Origin of the sequence: Cognataquiflexum aquatile (assembly GCF_003316845.1) — a bacterium.
Classification (GTDB): Bacteria; Bacteroidota; Bacteroidia; order Cytophagales; family Cyclobacteriaceae; genus Cognataquiflexum; species Cognataquiflexum aquatile.
In genome coordinates this window covers 380,211-399,589 of record NZ_QMIK01000001.1, presented here as the reverse complement: position 1 = coordinate 399,589, position 19,379 = coordinate 380,211, and the positions used below count along the sequence as shown (strand labels likewise).

Here is a 19,379-nt window from a genome sequence, read left to right as displayed (position 1 = left end):
TTCCTGTTTTGGACCTTCTTATTGTCATTCTGCCTCGTATCAACAAAAAACCATAATTATTGCTTCTTTGACGGATTAAAATTAAGTTTAATAGGATTTGATCCGCCAACCCAATTTGACCTGTTCGATGAAGCATTTCCATAAACCCATCCTTTTCCTAGCGCTTTTTTTTGTTTTGTTCCAAAGTTGCAGGCAACCATCACAGGAGCAAGCTGAATCGTCTCAAGCAGATGCCGATATCTATGCAGAACATGTACGGACCTCAGAGTTCCAAACTCCTGAGGAGGAACGTTTGGACTTTGTCCTTCCTGAAGGATTTGAGGTGACACTTTTTGCCTCAGAGCCTGATATCACCAAACCCATCAATATGGCTTTTGATGAGAAAGGAAGACTTTGGGTCACCCAATCCTCCGAATATCCCATCGCCGCAGGTCAGGGCGAAGGAAAAGATAGAATCACTGTTCTCGAGGATACTGATGGAGACGGCAAAGCTGACAAAATCCAGGACTTTGCCAATGACCTCAATATTCCTATTGGGATTGTCCCGATCAAAAACGGCGCTATTGCCTATTCCATCCCAAATGTTTACAAATTTTTAGACAGCGATAATGACGGCAAAGCGGACAAAAGAGAAGTTTTGCTTGGTCCGTTTGAGCACAAGGATACCCACGGGATGGTCAATAACCTGTTCCGCGGATTTGATGGATGGATCCACGCTTCCCATGGATTTTCCAATATTTCGGTGGTTTCGGGCAAAGACCATGATTCTATCAAAATGGTGTCGGGAAATACCTTCCGGTTCAGACCGGATGGCAGCCGGGCAGAGAAGACAACTGACGGTCGGATCAATCCTTTTGGCTCGGATTACGACGACATGGGCTACCACTATTCAGCAGACTGCCATACACTGCCCATCTACCAGTTGATATGGGGAGGCAATTATACCCAATGGGGAAAAAAAGAACCCAACATGGGATTTGCACCCACGATGATGGACTATGGCCTGAAGTCCACAGCGCTATCGGGTTTGGTTTACTACACAGATGACCAGTTTCCGGAAGAATACCGCAACAGTTTCTATTCCGGCGATGTGGTGACATGCAGGATCAGCCGAAACACCATGGAATTCAATGGCAGCACGCCAAAAGCCATAGCCCAAGAGGATTTTTTGGTCAGCAAAGACCCATGGTTTAGACCGGTAGACATCAAAATAGGTCCTGATGGGGCGATGTACATTGCTGATTTTTACAACAGGATTATCGGCCATTACGAAGTTCCCCTTGACCATCCCGGAAGAGACCGCGTAAGTGGCAGGATCTGGAAAATAACCTACAAGGGCAATAGCAGAAAAGTAACCGATTGGTCAAAAGCCAGTCAGGATGAACTGATTCAAGCAATGGGAAACAGCATCCTCCAACTCCGCATGGTAGCGACCGATGAATTGGTGGACAGGTATGGAAAGGATGCCATACCTTCTCTTTCCACAATGGTCAAGGACAAAAAAACAAGCCCTGAGCAGTTGATCCAAGGATTATGGGCTTTGTATAGACTAGAGGCAGTGCCGGATAATGTCCTCCAAAATGCCCTCCAACATCCTGACCGAAGGGTAAAAGTTCATGCTTACAAAATCCTTTCGAATTACGGTCAACTTTCTGAAGGCCAATATGCCAAAGCAATGGAAGACTTGACAGATAAAGATCCACATGTCCAAAGGGCGGCTGCGGAATTATTGAGCAGACATCCAAACCCCAAAGCCTATAAAAAGCTTGTGGAACTCCATTCAAAAATTCCCGGATACGATACGCATTTGGCATATACCATGCTGATGGCGCTTTCCAATCATTTGCAGGTAAAGGAAATTCTGCAAATGGCCCTGAAAGAAAGTTGGCCCGAACCACAGGCCAAGGTAGTGGCGCTTGTGGTTTCCGACCTCAATGTCCCTGAAACAGGAGATTATCTATTGGCCCACCTTGCCAAATTCAAAGAGTCGGATAAAAACACAATAGGATTTACAGAAGCAATCGCGAAAACCATTCACCCTTCCAAAATGGAAAAGCTGCTGGAATGGGTCAAACAAAAAGCGGTAGAAGAACCCGCTGAAGCCCATTTATTGGCCAATGCAACCTCGCAAGGAATGAACCAACGGACAATGTCAATTCCTGTTTCCTACCAATCTTGGTACAAGGCCTTGGCGGAAAGTATGTTAAAATCCATCCCTGCGAAGGAAACCTACACCGATCTAGAAAAATCCCAATTGGTGTTTGCCTCCGAAACAGCAGGGAAATACAAGATGACTACAGTCACCGAAAATTTGAAAGTATTGCTGAACAAACCTACCTCTGATGAAGATATCCGTTCTACTGCTGCAAGGGCTTTGATGATGATTGACTCTAAGTCAAACTCCCTTATGGTATCTGAACGAGTGAATGACCCTGAGGAAGAAATCAGCATGAGAAGAAAAATGGCATCGGCCTTGGCATTGTGGGACGACCCATTAGGCAGGCAAATGATGGGCGAAGGACTTAAAAACGCACCTGTTGAACTTCAGGAAACCATCATTGTAGAAATGGTTAAAAATCCAGATGGCAAATCCAAACTGATGGCCTTTATCAAAAAAGGCCATGCGCCTGCCAGATTGTTGAAGCAAAGGACGGTGGAAGAGAATATGCTTGCCAACATCACACCGCAACAGCTGAAAGAGTTTCAGGAACTCACCGCCAACTTGGTTCCGATCTCCGAAGAACGACAGAAGCTGATTGCCGAAAGGTTGGCTGAATTCGTTCCCGATCATAATACCCTTGCCTCGGGTGCTACCGTTTTTGAGAAAAACTGCAGCAGTTGCCATCAGATTGCCAACAAGGGAGGTCTTATCGGGCCGCAGTTGGATGGTGTCGGCAATTGGGGTCAAACCGCCTTGGCTACCAAAATTCTTGATCCCAACAGAAACATTACGGAGAATTTCAGAACCTACAATATTTCCCTGAACAATGGTCAAACTGTCTCAGGGCTATTCAGAAGGGAAGAAGGGCAGACAGTGGTTTTGGCCGACCAAACAGGCAAGGAATTTTCTGTTTCCAAACCGGAAATCAAAGAAATGACCCCTTCTAAGTACACCCTCATGCCGGACAATTTCAATACCGCGCTTTCCAAAGAAGAATTCAATGCATTGCTCGTTTACCTCCTGAACACCAAATAAGAAACCATGAAACCTATCTATAAATTCTTTGCCCCAAACCTCAGGTCAACCCTTTCAACCTTGATAGTGTGTTTACTTCTTTTGGGATGTGTCCAGGCCGGATTTGCCCAAACCAAAACACAGGGTGAAAACAAAATCTCCTTCCAAAAACAGATCTTGACCTCAGAATTTTTGGCTGAGGGCGTGGGAGTAGGGGACGTCAACCAAGATGGAAAGGTGGATGTAATGGCAGGCGCCTATTGGTTTGAAGCGCCGGATTGGAAGAGACACGAAATCACCCAACCCCAAAAATTTGAATATGACAAAGGCTATAGCAATGCCTTCATTTGCCACGGCATGGATGTCAACAAAGACGGTTGGGTCGATTTTGTCAGGATCGGATTTCCCGGAAAGGAAGTATTTTGGTTTGAAAATCCCAAAAACCAAACAGGACATTGGAAGCGGCATGTCATCCATCCCACTTTGGGCAATGAATCTGCAGGATTTTATGACGTAGATGGAGATGGAGAATTGGAAATCTTAGGTGGAAACTCTGCCACAGGACAGATGATTTGGCTTAAACCACAAACCATGGCAGGAGTCACGGAGTGGAGGGAATATCCCATCAGCCAAAAGGAAAGCCAAGGTTCCGCACCTTTTTCACATGGATTGGGATTTGGTGACATGAATAAGGACGGAAGAAATGATGTGATCATCAAAGAAGGATGGTGGGAAGCACCCCTAGATCCGAGGACTCCCGATTGGAAGTTCCACCCTTCTAATTTGGGAGAGGCAGCTGCCCAAATGTATGCCTACGACTTCAATGGAGATGGAATGACGGATGTCTTGTCTTCCTCGGCACATGCTTTGGGGATTTGGTGGCACGAGCAGGGAAAAGACAAAGAAGGCAAACCAACTTGGACCACACGCCTAATTGATGATACCTATACACAGACACATGGAGTGGCATTTACAGACATCAATTCCAACGGATTGCCTGATTTTGTGACCGGCAAAAGGTATTTTGCCCATATGGGATCCGATCCTGGGGAGTTTGAAACTCCCTATTTGTATTGGTATGAATTTGTACCGGGTTCCAAGCCAACCTGGATTCCCCACCAAGTCGATGACAATTCAGGTGTGGGTGTGCATGTGTTGGCAGAAGACATCAGCGGAGATGGCCTCAAAGACATCATCGTGTCCAATAAAAAAGGGGTTTTTGTATTCTTTCAAAAAAGGAAATAGTTTAATATGATTATCCGCTACTTTGCTACCAGCTCAAAATTAAACATTTAAACCGCGGATAATCGTCTATTCACTATCGTCAATCGACTATCCTCCTAAATAAAAACACAATCTTCCGGCTTGATAACAAACGTGGCATTTTCAATCAAATCGGCCTCCTTGTCCCTCCTTAAATGAATTCCACGGCTTTCTGTGATTGCCCACAATCTTTTCATTTTTCTGATTTCTGAGGCGATGGATTTCAGGTTTCCAAAAGATATTAATGAAACTAGATTTCTCATCTCCAATCTACGGTCTTCCGGACCCAAACTAAAGCCTCTATTATAAACTAGAGAAATGATCGCTCCTTGGGCATCAGGTGGAAGTTTTTCTAATCCCGGATAGGTTTTTCTTGTATTCTTAGCCCAAACAGGCATGGATTTGGTATAAAAAACCTCAATTGCGGTATTCCAATCAATGGTAACTCTTTTTACTTGATCTGTCAAAGCGTTCTGGGCATTGAGTTTTGTTTTTCCCACAGTGCCTAAAAGAATACTGAAATCGGAATTGTTTAGTACATTTTTCCAATCGTTTGTGAATGTTGTTGCACTTACATGACCCAAATCATAGCCGATCCCGATGGTTATGCCGCTGCTTTCTCCCGGCAGAATCGGGCTTTTGTACTTCCTCTCATAAATGGCTTTGGAGGAAACCTCAAATTCCACGATGACATCCAATGACTTCTTGGAGGCAATCAAACTCGCACCCGAAGGGATAGGAGGGAGAGTTTGGCTGTAAAGCATTTCCAATCGTGAAAGGGTGTTGGTACCGACAATCCCGTCGACATCATTTCCCTTAAATCCCAAAAACCTTTGGACAGATTTTTTTCTTTCCGTAAAATCAGCTGTTTGGGGCACTTGGATGCCAAGGCTTTTCAAAATTGAATTGGTAGTGACCAAATCAAAAACACCTGTTTCCGCGGTGCCGAGGGTTTTTTGAAGATTCTGAATTCTCTTTTGAAATGGGTCCATAATTAGTGTTTTATTGGGTTTAAAAACTTTATTGAAAAGTGTAATCCTTGTTCCGAATGGATCTTGGTTTGAAAATTTTGCGTAAATCAAATTTTTTGAAATACAACAAACTAAGATACTGACCTTCAGTGATATATTGGAAAGAATTACAGAATTAAAAAATTTAAAAGAAATTCAGCTTTTTACGGAAATAGCCAAATTAAACATCGATTTTTTTTTCCGTCCATGCCTAGAGAATGGTAATCTAAAATGAAATGAAAATCACGAGTATGGAAATTTTAATCGAAAACGTGCAAACATGATTCTTGGAAACCTTATGCAAGGATATTTAAATTATAATTTTGAATATTGTATTTATTTGTAAGAGAAATGATTGAATCCTAAGATGAGTAGTTCCCAATTCAAAATAAATATTGTCGAAGATGACCCTTGGTATGGGCAGATTCTCCAGCATCACCTTAGCATGAATCCTGATTACTCTTTGGAGATTTTTACCAGTGCCAAAGACCTTCTCAATAATCTTTTTCGAAAGCCCGATTTGATCTGCATGGACTTTGGTCTGCCGGACATGAAAGGTGATAAACTTCTCAGGGAGATTCATGCCCGAAACAAACAGGTACCGGTTATCGTCATCAGTGCCCAAGAGGAAATCAGCGTGGCGGTGGAACTCTTAAAGGCAGGGGCCAAGGATTACATCATCAAAGATGACCATACCAAGGAACAACTTTGGAAGTCGATCCTTCATATCCGTGAAAACATCCACCTACGGCAGGAAGTGGAAGTACTGAAAGAGCAACTCGGACAGAAATTCAGCTTCGAAAACACCATTATTGGCCAGAGCGATGCTATAAAGAGAACCTTCAATCTCCTCCAAAAAGCTGTAAACACCAATATCAATGTGTCCCTTACCGGTGAGACTGGAACGGGAAAAGAAGTATATGCCAAGGCGATTCATTTCAACAGTGAAAGAAAAAAGAAACCATTTGTGGCTGTCAATATGGGAGCTATTCCAAAAGAATTAGCCGAAAGCGAACTCTTTGGCCATGAAAAAGGGGCATTTACCGGAGCTTCAGGAATCAAAACCGGAAAGTTTGAAGAGGCACAGGGAGGAACACTTTTCCTTGATGAAATCGGAGAACTGGACATTTCGCTCCAAAGCAAACTTCTAAGAGTCATCCAAGAGCGTGAAATCGTGCGGGTGGGGGGGAATAAACCCATAAAAGTAGATATTCGGCTGATCACTGCAACCCATAAAAATCTGGCTGAGGAGGTGAAACAGGGCCGTTTTCGGGAAGATTTGTTTTTCAGAATAGTGGGACTTCCGATCGAACTGCCTCCGCTTCGAAATAGAGACAACGATGTGATCATTTTGGCAAAGCATTTTATCGAAGAATTTGCAAAAGCCAACAAGATCAAAGCATTGCAGCTAAGCGATGCTGCCAAATCCAAATTGAGAAAATATGCATGGCCCGGCAATGTCAGGGAACTCAAGGCTGTCATGGACCTCGCATGTGTCATGGCAGATATTCCGGAGATCAAAGCAGAAGACCTGACCTTTTATGAAATAGGGGAAAACAAAGCCTATTCCTCTGAAGAAAAGACGCTAAAAGCCTTCGAAGTGGAAATTATTGCACATTTTCTAAAAAAGTATGAAGACAATGTTGTCCTAGTGGCTGACAAATTGGACATTGGCAAATCCAAAATCTACAACATGTTGAAAAATGGGGAAATCAAATTAAATTAATCATTTATGTACGGAATCGTAAATAAATCTATCGAAGAGCTGGTAGTTCAAAACTTTGGAGCAAAAAAATGGGAGGAGATCAAAACCCAAAGCAAAATAGATATTGAATACTTTATCAGCAATGAGAGCTATGATGACGATGTTACCTTTGTTTTGGCACAAACTATCTCCGATAATTTAGATATCCCTTTATCAGAAGTATTGAAATCCTTTGGTGAATGGTGGATATTGCATACCGGCAAAAACCACTATGGTTATTTATTGGAAAGTGGCGGGGAGAATTTTAAATCCTTTCTTCTTAACCTACCTGCTTTTCACAACAGGGTAATGATGGTGTATCCCAAATTGACCCCTCCGGAATTCCAAGTTTCACATGTAGAGGAAAAATCGGTTCATTTGCATTATTTCTCCAAAAGAAAAGGGCTCACAGACTTTGTTTACGGATTGATTTCCGGTCTGGGAAAATTCTTTTCTACAGAAGTCACCACCAAACATGTCGGTTCGGTTCCTGGAGAAAACACACACGAAATCATTAAGGTATCATGGGAATAACTCCGTCAGATGAATTGAATTTTTTTATGGAGACTTTCCCTTTCTCTGTTGCTGTGGATAAGTCTTTAATGGTGATCAAATCAGGAAAAAGTTTATCAAAAGTTACAGGTGAAATTATCTCTACCTCATTTTTATCCCATTTTATTATTCAAAGGCCTTATATCGAAACGGTGAGCTTCCATACAATTAGAAGCTTGAATAATGATATACTTTTTTTGAAACACATTCATACCGGGCTGATTTTTAGAGGTGATTACCGATTGACTTTGGATGAATCGTCATTGGTTTTTCTCATCAGCCTTTGGGTAATGGATATCGAACAACTGAAACCTTTCAAAATCACCTATTCTGATTTTGCCCCACACGACCCAACATTTGACTTCCTGCACAAAGCCAAACAAGCTGAAATCACCGAAAGGGAATTGAAAGAGTTGATCAGCAAAATTGACAAGCAATCTTTTGAAATAAAAAATTCAAATACCGAGTTGTTAGAAACCAAATCCCGGCTCCAAAGCATTTTAAATGAAATGACTGACGTAGTCTGGTCAGTAAGTTTTCCTGATTTCCAATCATTGTTTATTTCGCCCTCTGCGGAGTATTTGTATGAAATCCCTCTAGACGAATGGATAAAGGATAGTTCTTTGTGGAAAAAACTGATCCATCCCGATGACAAAGATGTAGTGCCTTGGATGGTTCAGGAATTGCAGGAGAAAGGAATCTACAAGGCAGAATACAGGATAATTACCCCTACGGGCAAAGTTAAATATATCCATAATAGAGGAAAGCTGATCTACGAAGGAAAAAATCATCCTGTCAGATTGGACGGGGTGGTGGTAGACCGTTCTAGCCAATACCAGGCCCAAGAGACCATTGAGCAAGAATTGAGGCTTCAGGAGACGCTTATTGACATTGCCTCTACGTATATCAACCTTGATACCAAGGATGTAGAAAACACCATCAACCGCTCACTTGAAAAGATGGGTCTATTTGTCTCGGCAGATAGGGCCTATATTTTTGATTACGATTTTGTAAAAGGAGTCACTACCAACACCTATGAGTGGTGCAATAAAGGAATCAGTCCTGAAATAGAAAATCTCAGTGAAACCCCACTGGAATTTATTCCTTATTGGGTCGAGCGCCACCAAAAAAACGAAGCATTTTACGTCCCTGACGTCCAGAAATTGGAAGATGATGGTAAGGGTGGATTGAGATCTATCCTGGAACCGCAGGGTATTAAAAGTCTTATTTCTATCCCAATGCTGGATGGAAATGAACTCGTTGGTTTTGTTGGATTTGATTCTGTCAATGACTACCATAACTATAGCGATAAAGAAAAGCGGTTGCTCTTTCTTTTTGGTCAAATGTTGATCAATATCAGAAACCGTCAAAAATGGGAATACCAACTCAGGCTTCAGGAAGAAAAGTTCCGAAATATCATTTCAAATATGAATCTTGGATTATTGGAGGTGGATATGGATGATTCTATCCTTTACGCCAACCAAGGTTTTTGCGAAATGTCCGGATATAAACTTGAGGAACTGAAGGGCAAAAAAGCAGGTGATTTGTTTTTGAAAGAAGAGGATAGACCAAAAATCGAAGAAAAGAATGACCAAAGGAAAAAATCCATTTCTGACAGTTATGAAATTGAGATTCTGGATAAATATGGAAAACCCCATTGGTGGTTTGTGAGTGGTGCACCCAATTACAATGACAAAGGCCAAATGATCGGCAGTATAGGAATCCATCTTGATATTTCAGAACAAAAAAGACTGGAACAGGAATTGGCAAAGGCCAAAAACTTTGCAGAATCAGCCGGCAAAGCGAAAGAACTGTTCTTGGCCAATATGAGCCACGAAATCCGGACTCCCTTGAATGTCATCATTGGGATGATCCGTCAGTTAAGCAAGGAAAAACTGAACAATGACCAACATTTTTATGTCAAACAATCCGAAAGTTCGGCCAAGCACCTTCTGACCATTCTCAACAATGTGCTCGATATTGCAAAAATCGAATCAGGCGATATGGAAATTGTCGAGCAACCTTTTAGCCCTTCGGCATTGGCATTTAATATTCATTCCATCATGCACTCCCAAGCCAGGGATAAAAACCTGGATTTTAAAATCAATGTAAGCCCTTACATCAAACCGGTTCTTTTGGGCGATGAAACCCGCCTAAGGCAGGTTCTCATCAACCTCATAGGCAATTCCATTAAATTTACCCAAAAAGGAAGTATTCAGCTTACTGTAGAATTGGTAGAGGAAAATCCGGAGCGTCAAAAACTGGAATTTGAAGTCAAAGACAGCGGAATCGGAATGTCAGAAGAATTTATCTCCAAGATATTTGACAAGTTTTCCCAAGAGCAAAATGATTTCAACCGAAAATATGAAGGAACGGGTCTTGGAATGGCCATTTCCCATGACCTGATTCAACTCATGGGAGGCAAGATGGAAGTCAAAAGTGTAAAAGACGCAGGAACTACCTGTAGCTTTACCTTTACACTTCCGATAGGAAAGCCTGAAAGTTTGGTAAACAAAAGCCATCTAATCTCGGCAGATCAATTTAAAGGATTAAAGGCTTTGTTGGTGGAAGACAACGAAATGAACAGATTCATTGCCATGCAAAGTCTCGATTATTTGGGATTTGAAACTGTGGAGGCTGAAAACGGGAAGAAAGCTGTGGAGATTGTAGAAAATGATTCTTTTGATATCATTCTGATGGATATCCAAATGCCGGTGATGGATGGCGTAGAGGCCACAGTCATCATCAGGGAAAAGCTTCATGTAATCACTCCGATCATTGCGCTTACCGCCAACGCATTCAGACATGACATTGACTTGTACCTTAGCAAAGGGATGAACGATTTTATCACCAAACCTTACGATGAACAAGACTTTTTCAGAAAAATTGAACATGTGTTGAGTTTGGCAAAACCTCCCTTGCCAAGAAAAAATGGGAATCAGGATGATAATTCCCCGGAAGAAATTGAAAACAGAATTCCCCTCTATGACTTGACTATGTTGAGACAATTCAGCAGGGACAATGAGGAATTTGTGAAAAAAATGATCAAAATCTTCATTACCCTCTCAAGGGAAAATTGCACCATTCTCCAGACTGGACTTGATTCCCGAAATCTCGACATCCTTCAAAAAACAGCCCATAAAATCAAACCAAGCATCGATCAGATGGGCATCATTTCTCTCAAAGAAACGGTGAGAAAAGTGGAAAAATATGACCTAGGCGAAGGAACCCAAAAGGAACTCCATTCACTAGTCCAACAGCTTATCACTACGCTTCTTATTGTCGCTGATACTTTGGAACAAAATGAGGATCTTTCCTAAATTCAGAATTTTTTTCCAAAATGTGGAAAAAAACAACTTCCAATCATTTTTCTAATCTATCTGAAAATCAGTCATTTGACTTCATTTTTTTCATAAGGAACGGCATTTGATCCGACGCAGGGAAAATCCTGTGTCATGAAAAAAATCTACCTCTTTTCGCTATTCATTTTACTTTCAGCCAAAGTCCTTGGCCAAAGTGAACCCTCTACTTTTTTTAATATCTATGTTCCACCAAACAATGAACCACTTCAGCGGAACGTGGCACTCATAGTGACAGCGGTGAGCGACAGTACTTCATTTTCCATTTTGGACGATGGAATGGATGGGGACAGTGATGATAATGTCAGCGGAATTTTGATGGCAGGGCAGTCCTATTTACTTTATATCAAAGACAATGGCATCAATGACGACGCACTCTATGCTTCAGGAGGAACTTTGGCCAGAGACGGGGATTTTTTTACCATCCAAAGTGACAAACTTGTATATGCTTCAATGTCCACAGACAGCGATTGGCAGCATGATTTTGTACCTTCAGTAAATAAAAAAGCGGTAGGTCAAAAGTTTTATGTTTATGCACCAAAAACCTCAATTTCACCAAGAGACTTAAACGTTTTTGCCTATGAGGCCAATTCAACTATTTCCATTTTTAAAATATCAACTGAACCGACAACGCAAACGGGCTATACCAATATCAATCTTGTTGAAAAGCAGCTAGTCGTCCAAAGAACATTAAACCCCGGTCAGGATATCATCAATTTTTATCCAAACGGAAGAGATGTGATGCAATCCGGAGGTACCTACCTGATCGAATCAAATAAAGATATCAGCGTACAATATGGAGCCCTTTGGGGAAATGCAAGGGATGGTGGGGGGTATGTCCCTTCTTCAAATGGCAGTGGTTCGGGTGACCTGTTTTATTTTTCTGTTCCCTACCAAACCAATGGAGAACAGGAAATCAGGATTGTTTCTTGGGACAACAGCAATCAAGTCCAACTGAGTCGATACTTAAATGGCAGCTGGGTTGCGATGAACAGCTGGTCGCTGAATAGCCTCCAACCTGCAGATTGGGTAGGCAAACAAAACAGCAATGCAACTTTTCCAACCGTATTCAGGGTGACTTGTTCTCCCGGCAAGCGTGTATCTGTGATGGAGGCCAACTGGATGGAAACAGGTTCTACCAATACCTCAGATATGGCTACCATGCTTTCTTCTGAGTCAGGTACCTCTTCAGGAAAAAAATTTCTTGCATACATGCTTCCCCCGAGCCGGCAAAATAATGTCATCAATCCCTTTACGAAGCAATTATTCCAGGGAAGTATCTCACATTTTTTCCTTTTTGCGGGAAACACCAATACCCAAGTGACGATTAAAGATGCCAAAACAAACGGTCAGAAATTGAACAAAACTTATCAGATAGAGGCAGGAAGGTATGCGGATGCGAGTTTTTCTATGGATGAATGGAAAAGCATTTACAACGGGACAGGACTACCTTCCGGACCTGAAAGACCTTATGTGGTCATCGAAGCCACAGAACATATTTCAGTACTTTCCACCAATTTCAATGACAATTGGATGAATTACTTTGGATCTTCTCTGCCCCAAAGTTTTTCACAATCAGGCTTGCTCAGCAGTTCTGTTGCTAATCCCGGACAAGAGGTTACCATGATTTCTACCTTAGAAATGGGCGGAAACCAAAAGGTGGAAAATGCAATCGTAGAGGTAAAAATTGCATCGGGATTGATTCCATTGGAAAGTAACCTGAAGAAAAATGATCAGAATCTAGAAAAAGGTAATATTGCCTCCACTGCAGAAGGAAGCACCGTTACATTTACCCCTTTACCCACAATTGCAGGAAACGACAATTATTCCATAGAAACCAAATTACTGGTTGCACCTACCTACAATAATGGTTCGGCGATATCAAATGAAACCGTCTTGAGTATCGAAACAGTGGTATCAGGAACTGTAGACGGGGAGTTCCAACAGTCGTATCTGACTCAAGGTATCCAAAACAATGCATCCAACACCAGCAACCTATTCTATTCAGCTTGTCAGATTGCCACCATAGCAAGCAGTGCTAACAATAGCTGGAATCCATCTTGGGCAGATTACAATAATGATGGTTTTGAGGACTTATTTATCGCCACCAAGGATGTTTCGGCCAACAATGAACTTTACCGAAACAACGGGAACGGCACATTTACCAAAATCACCAATCATCCGCTGGTGAATGAAAAAACCAATACTGTAGGCGCAGTCTGGGCAGATATTAACAATGACGGCCGAAAAGACGTCTTACTGGTCAATGCGACCCAACATAAGAGTAAGCTATTTCTCAACAATGGAAACGGCAACTTCTCAGAATTGAAAAACTCAGGAATAGATCCCGATCCACAATATTTTCATGGCGCCGCATTTGCTGATTTTGACAATGACGGATTTGTGGATTTGATCATGACCAACTTTTTCCCCACCCGGTTTCACCAGCTGTACCGCAATAAAGGAGACAACACATTCTCTCCTGTCACCAACACCCCGGTAACTTTAGAAAGTGAGCGTGCCATGGCACCGATTTTGGCCGACTATAACAATGATGGTTTGGTGGACATTTTCATTCCTAATGGCAATAACCGACCCAATTCCCTTTTCAAAAACTTAGGCAATTTTCAGTTTGAAAAAGTAAAGGATAAAGCAATAGAAGCCGATGCAAAAAACAGTGTCGGGGCGGCATGGGGCGATTTTAACAATGATGGCTTTGTAGATCTTCTCGTCACCAATGCTTCTGGTCAAAACAATGACCTGTACCAAAACAGAGGGGATGGCACATTTGAGAAAATGGAAAACAGTATTGTCGCACAGGACGGCGGTGACAGTCATGGTGCAGCGTGGTTTGACGTGAACAATGATGGATTCCTGGATATATTCATCACCAATGACAAAGGATCGTCTTATTTGTACATCAACAACGGACAAGGGGGTTTTACGAAAAAACTGGGAGAAATCATCTCAGGAAAATTGGGAAACTCCTATGGCTTGGCTGTCGGGGATTATAACAAAGATGGACAACTTGATATGGCTGTATCCACCCATACCGACGGAAATACCAAGTTTTTCTGCCATAATGGGAATCTGAACAAGTGGATAGGATTTCAATTACAAGGTGAATATTCCAACAAACAAGCTTTAGGCGCTAGAGTGGCCATCAAATCAAACGGACAGTGGCAATACCGCCAAAATCTGCCTCTCAGTGGATTTGGGAGCCAAGGCACCCAATATATCCATTTTGGAATTGGCGCAGGGGAGAGGGTGGACAGTGTTCAGGTGATTTGGCCGAGTGGAACAAAGCAGATCGTTTCCAAATTTGGAACAAACCAATACAACATGGTTCTGGAAGAAGGAGGAAAAAAAATCTCCGGCGCAGTATTCCATGATCAAAACAAGAACGGAATTCAGGACGAGGACGAACAGTTGGTCGGCAATATCCGGCTGAATTTCAACAACGGAAAAATCAACATGGCATCCAATGACAAAGGACAGTTCGAATTTTATACTAATGAGGGAAGCCTAAAAGCCACGCTCAACCAGTCGCAATGGACGATTAATCCAAAATTCGCTCAGTTCCTAATTCCAAACGGACCTGAATCTATGGAAATCAAACTTCCGGTAAATGCCGTTCAAATCGGCAATGACCTAAGCGTCCAAGTGGCTACAACCGCTTGGCGAAGAGGATTTACCAACGAAACCATCATCCAAATAAGCAATCAGGGTACTGAAAAAGCCGAAAAAGTATTGGCCTATCTCAAGCTACCGGAAGAAGCATACCTCAAATCTGCAGATCAGGAATTCACCTCACCATCACCCAAAACATACATCTGGGACTTGGGCACTTTGGATCCTGGATCGGTAAGGTCTCTTCAATTGACGGATAGTATTGGTTTAAAGGCTGAAACAGGAGAATTTTTGCTTCTTGAGGCTTATGTAGAGTCAGGCGGAAAAGATATCAACCAGGAAAACAATAAAATCTCAGAAGAGATTGAGGTTGTTGGAGCCATTGATCCAAACGACATTTTGGTCAGTCCAAAAGGAGATGGACCTGAAGGTTATATCCGCAAAAACCAATCGCTCATCTATACCATCAGGTTTGAAAATATGGGTACTTACAAAGCCACCTATGTCAGGATTGAAAATGAATTACCGGAATGGCTTGATCTCAATACCTTTGAATTGTCTTCTTCCAGCCACCCTTTTACCTATTCACTTTCTGCTGAAGGTAAACTGGATGTATCTTACCGAAACATCGACCTTCCTCCGGCCATGCTGGATTCCATAGGAGCCCATGGCTACTTTAAATATACCATAAGGCCAAAAGCCAACATTCCTGAAGGCACCCAATTGCCCAACGATGCCAAAATCTATTTTGACTTTGAAGATCCGATTGTGACCAATACGGTAATCAATACTATCAAATTCAGTGGAGAAACAGACGTCAAATCACTGAAAATATATCCCAATCCGGCAACAGACCGAGTCATGTTCAGTATAGAGGCAGATCCTTTTAAATTGATGGAACCTCAATTGATTTCTTATTGGGTAATTTTTGACCCTGACGGAAAGGCCATGATGAGTGGAAAAATAGACCTGGTCCCGGTCATGGAAGTCAATGTGAATCAGCTCCGCGAAGGCATTTACTTTATCCAGGCCTATACCAAATCCGGTAAAGCCTACGGAGGAAAATTACTCAAGCAATAAATTATTCTGCCATTCTACAAATTAAGCCACCAGTAAAGGTGGCTTTTTTTGTTTCCATATTTTGGAAATAATTCAATAATTGGAATAAAATTCTATCTCAAAAATTACATAATACATTAAAAAACAATGAATTATGAATTTTGGAATAATGTTGGCATAAGGTCATTCATCAAACAAAACAAAAAAATGACAACACTAAGTAAAAAAGTATTTGTAGTAGATGATGACCGATTTCATTTGGAAATCATGGAACAACTTCTAAAAAACAACGGGGTAGAGGAAGTGACTCTTTTCGAAACAGGCATGGACTGTCTCTCAGAAATTCATCAAAATCCCAACATCGTATTTTTGGACCACCAGATGGATGTGTACTCAGGATACGAGACTCTTCGCAAAATTAAAAGATACAACCCAAATATTTTTGTGGTGATGGTATCGGGTCAAAGCGACATTCAAACCGCTGTGGATACCCTTAAGCATGGGGCAATTGACTACCTACAGAAAGACGGTAACCTGGAAATGAATATTCTGGCAGTAATCCAAAGGATTGAAGTAATCAAGCAAAAGCTGAAAGACCGAAAGCCATCCGTCCTGAAATCCTTCCTGAACCTCGTTTAACTATGAAAAGGTTTTTAACCCTCGTATTTTTTGCTGCTTTGGGCTTGTCATCCTGCAAAACAACCAACCTGTTTGTAGACAAAGAGGCCGGGAATGCTGTTGCGGATCTGGACAGTATCTTTTTGCCCGAGGGCAATTATGAGTACCATATCAGAAAAGATGACAAGATCACCGTCAGCATCTGGGGAGAGGATGACCTGAGTGTGGGTTCCACATACGGCATTTACAATTCCAATGAAGTGTATGGCAAATGGCTGATGGTAGATGCACTAGGGAATATCGAAATCCCAAAAATCGGTTCGGTCAAAGTGGAAAACATGACTACCGGTCAACTCAAACAAGCCTTAGAAATCCGCTTTGGAGAATGGATCAAAAACCCTGTAGTGGACATCAAAATCCTAAACCGCGAAATCACGGTCTTAGGTGAAGTTCGCGATCCTCAGGTAATCAATGTCGACAAAGAACGCAATACCCTTTTGGAAATGATCACCCGCTGCAAAGGTTTGGAAACGTATGCCAATGCCAAAAACATCATGGTCATGAGACAGGTAGGAGAGGACGTCTTTGTGGCCAATATCGACCTGACTGAAAATGGAGATTACCTCAGGAAAAACATCAACCTCTACCCCGGAGATGTGGTTGTCGTTCCTTCCAAGAAAAATAAGGAATTTGATAGGAGGGTTTCCATCATCATCCCTTTTGCCACCGCAATTACCGCCGCAGCCATCCTTTTCGGTGCATTTTAATCCTTCAAAAACATGAACGATTCTTTGAATTTTATCAAACCCTACCTGCGTGGATGGCCTATCATCACCGGAGCAATGGTGCTCGCATTTTTGGTAGCAAGCAGATACCTGCAGTATGTAACTCTTATGTATGAAAGTACCGCTAAATTGCGCTTGGCGGATTTGACAGAAGGTGTTCCCAACAGTAACCTCTTCAAAGACCTGGATGTGTTTGCTACAACCCAAAAAATCAACGGGGAAATAGAATTGCTCAAGTCCCATGCACTTATCTCCAAGGCTTTGGAAAAGGTTCCTTTTGAAGTTCAGGTTTTCAGGTCAGGCAGTATCCGAAAGACAGAATTGTTTCAAGATAGCCCAATAATCATTTCTCCATTAGAATGGAATGAAAATCTCAAAGATGTCACCTTTAACCTGAGCATCAGTGAAAACAAAGATTTTACCATCCGTGATGGAAAAGAAAATGTTTATCAGGGCCATATTGGTGACACGGTATTGATCGAAAATTCATTGGCAATCGTCCGGCTGAATGAGCCATTGCTCCAAGAAAAGAAACACCTACAGATCGCAGATGACTATTTATTCACAGTCAACAGCCTTTCCAAACAAATCAGTCAGATCAATGCCGGTATCGATATCATCGCAGTGGACAAGGATATCCCTGTCATCAGGATCAGCTTCAAATCTTCCCATCCAGGCAAAGCAGCCTTGTTTCCAAATGCCTTGGCAGAAGCGTATATCGAAGATTACATTGAAAACAAATACGGGGCGGCAAATGTCACGGTACAATTCCTGAACGAACGGATCTCCGAAATCAGCGAAAAACTGGTGGAATCAGAGGAAATGATCCTCAATTACCGTGACAATAATAACATCACCAATATCAGGCAGGAAACGGAAACGGATCTCCGGCAGATTTCCCAACTCAAAATCCAACAAACCAATTTGAAGATGAGCCTTGAAGCGATTCGGGATCTGGAGAACTATGTCCAGTCGGGAAAAGAAAATTTCCTAGAATTGGCCCCGAATTTTGAGGCTTTTACCGACCTGCTCTCGACAGAAATCATCAAAAACATAAAGCAGCTTCAGGCAGAAAAAAAGGATTTGCTCCTACAGTACACCGAAAAAGATGAGAAGGTCATCGTCGTGGATGCCAAAATCCAGGATTTGACTTCCTACCTCGCCGAAAGCATCACCAATACCCGCAAAAATCTTCAGACCAAATATGACAAGTTGAGCTTTGACATCTCAGAATCGGAGAAAGCTTTTATCGAAGTGCCTGAAAAGGAAAGAATGATGACCATCCTGAACAGAGAGTTCGAGATTTTCCAACAGTCGTACAATTTCCTCAACCAAAAGAAAATCGAAGCAGAAATAGCCAAAGCAGCAAAGATAGCCTTTCACCGCATCATTACCCCCGCCACGGTAAGCAAAGAGCCTGTTTCCCCCAACCGCATCATCATCAAAGCCGTCTCCGCCATTCTTGGAATGTTGGGCGCCATGTCTTTGATATTCGTGGTGCACATGCTCAAAGGCAGGGTCAACGACCAGGCTTCTGTGGAATCCAACAGCATGATTCCGATAGCCGCAGCTGTTCCCAAACTTAAAAATGAAAATGAAAAGGAAGACTTTTTCTTAAAAACCATCGCCCAATGGGAAGTAAAAGGTCTTCTGAACAACAACCAAATCAGTTGTTTTACCGGCTTTGACCATAAGCATGGGGTAAGTTTTATCGCCAAAGAAATGGCCAATGCAGCATGGAGACAAAGTAGAAAAGTGCTTTTGATAGAAATCCGATGCAATAATTCCGAGACCGGAAATGGTTTTTACCAAGAAGAAAAAATCAGTACAAATGCCATTTATGGCTACGTGTCGGCTTCGCGGTTAAAGACTTTGACTACCAAGGATTGGCAAAAATTCCTTCATGGAAAGGCTGCACAATTTGATCAAACCATTGTGATGAATTCTGACTTTGGACAATCCTATACGCTTCCGACTATGGCCATCGCAGGATTGAATATTGTATGCTTGGACACAAGGCTTACCCCTGCCAAGTTGATAACCGAAGTGGATTTGATCAAAGAAGAGTACAAGTTGCCACAGGTTTTCCTTGCCATCAACAGGGCAGGGTACAACCCAAGCCTGATCAGGGAAAGTATTCAATTCATCCAAAAGGGAATGAAAACCCTAAAAAGAAAAGGATAA

Annotated in this window: 10 protein-coding genes; 9 read left to right on the top strand and 1 reads right to left on the bottom strand. The window is 42.1% G+C overall.

Features of this window, described 5'->3' with window-relative positions; genetic code table 11:
- Positions 1-127 precede the first annotated feature (127 nt).
- The gene (locus DQW11_RS01695) at positions 128-3,196 is read left to right on the top strand and encodes a PVC-type heme-binding CxxCH protein (protein WP_113922248.1); all 3,069 of its coding nucleotides are present in this window, start codon (positions 128-130) and stop codon (positions 3,194-3,196) included.
- A gap of 6 nt (positions 3,197-3,202) precedes the next feature.
- A complete protein-coding gene (locus tag DQW11_RS01690) occupies positions 3,203-4,420 on the top strand; it encodes an FG-GAP repeat domain-containing protein (protein ID WP_113922247.1) in 1,218 nt (405 codons plus the stop codon).
- 95 nt (positions 4,421-4,515) lie between these two features.
- On the opposite strand, the gene DQW11_RS01685 is transcribed toward DQW11_RS01690, so the two are convergent.
- Positions 4,516-5,430: a lysozyme family protein gene (locus DQW11_RS01685; RefSeq protein WP_157965995.1), complete on the bottom strand. Its 915-nt coding sequence runs from the start codon at positions 5,428-5,430 to the stop codon at positions 4,516-4,518.
- A gap of 385 nt (positions 5,431-5,815) precedes the next feature.
- Here DQW11_RS01685 and DQW11_RS01680 point away from each other — a divergent pair, with 385 nt between their 5' ends.
- From DQW11_RS01680 to DQW11_RS01650, 7 genes are all read left to right on the top strand, one after another.
- A complete protein-coding gene (locus tag DQW11_RS01680) occupies positions 5,816-7,174 on the top strand; it encodes a sigma-54-dependent transcriptional regulator (protein ID WP_113922245.1) in 1,359 nt (452 codons plus the stop codon).
- 6 nt (positions 7,175-7,180) lie between these two features.
- Positions 7,181-7,726, top strand: coding sequence for a heme NO-binding domain-containing protein (locus DQW11_RS01675; RefSeq protein ID WP_113922244.1), 546 nt, complete (start codon positions 7,181-7,183; stop codon positions 7,724-7,726).
- Positions 7,717-11,064, top strand: a complete 3,348-nt coding sequence (locus DQW11_RS01670) for an ATP-binding protein (protein WP_113922243.1) — start codon at positions 7,717-7,719, stop codon at positions 11,062-11,064. The genes DQW11_RS01675 and DQW11_RS01670 overlap by 10 nt, the downstream gene beginning before the upstream one ends.
- Before the next feature lie 135 nt (positions 11,065-11,199).
- Positions 11,200-15,813 carry a CRTAC1 family protein gene (locus DQW11_RS01665; RefSeq protein WP_113922242.1) on the top strand — a complete coding sequence of 1,538 codons (4,614 nt, stop codon included), beginning with the start codon at positions 11,200-11,202 and terminating at the stop codon, positions 15,811-15,813.
- Positions 15,814-15,999: 186 nt separating this feature from the next.
- A complete protein-coding gene (locus tag DQW11_RS01660) occupies positions 16,000-16,431 on the top strand; it encodes a response regulator (RefSeq protein WP_157965994.1) in 432 nt (143 codons plus the stop codon).
- A gap of 2 nt (positions 16,432-16,433) precedes the next feature.
- A complete protein-coding gene (locus DQW11_RS01655) occupies positions 16,434-17,177 on the top strand; it encodes a polysaccharide biosynthesis/export family protein (RefSeq protein WP_113922240.1) in 744 nt (247 codons plus the stop codon).
- A 12-nt stretch (positions 17,178-17,189) separates the two neighbouring features.
- A complete protein-coding gene (locus tag DQW11_RS01650; protein ID WP_113922239.1) occupies positions 17,190-19,379 on the top strand; it encodes a GumC family protein in 2,190 nt (729 codons plus the stop codon).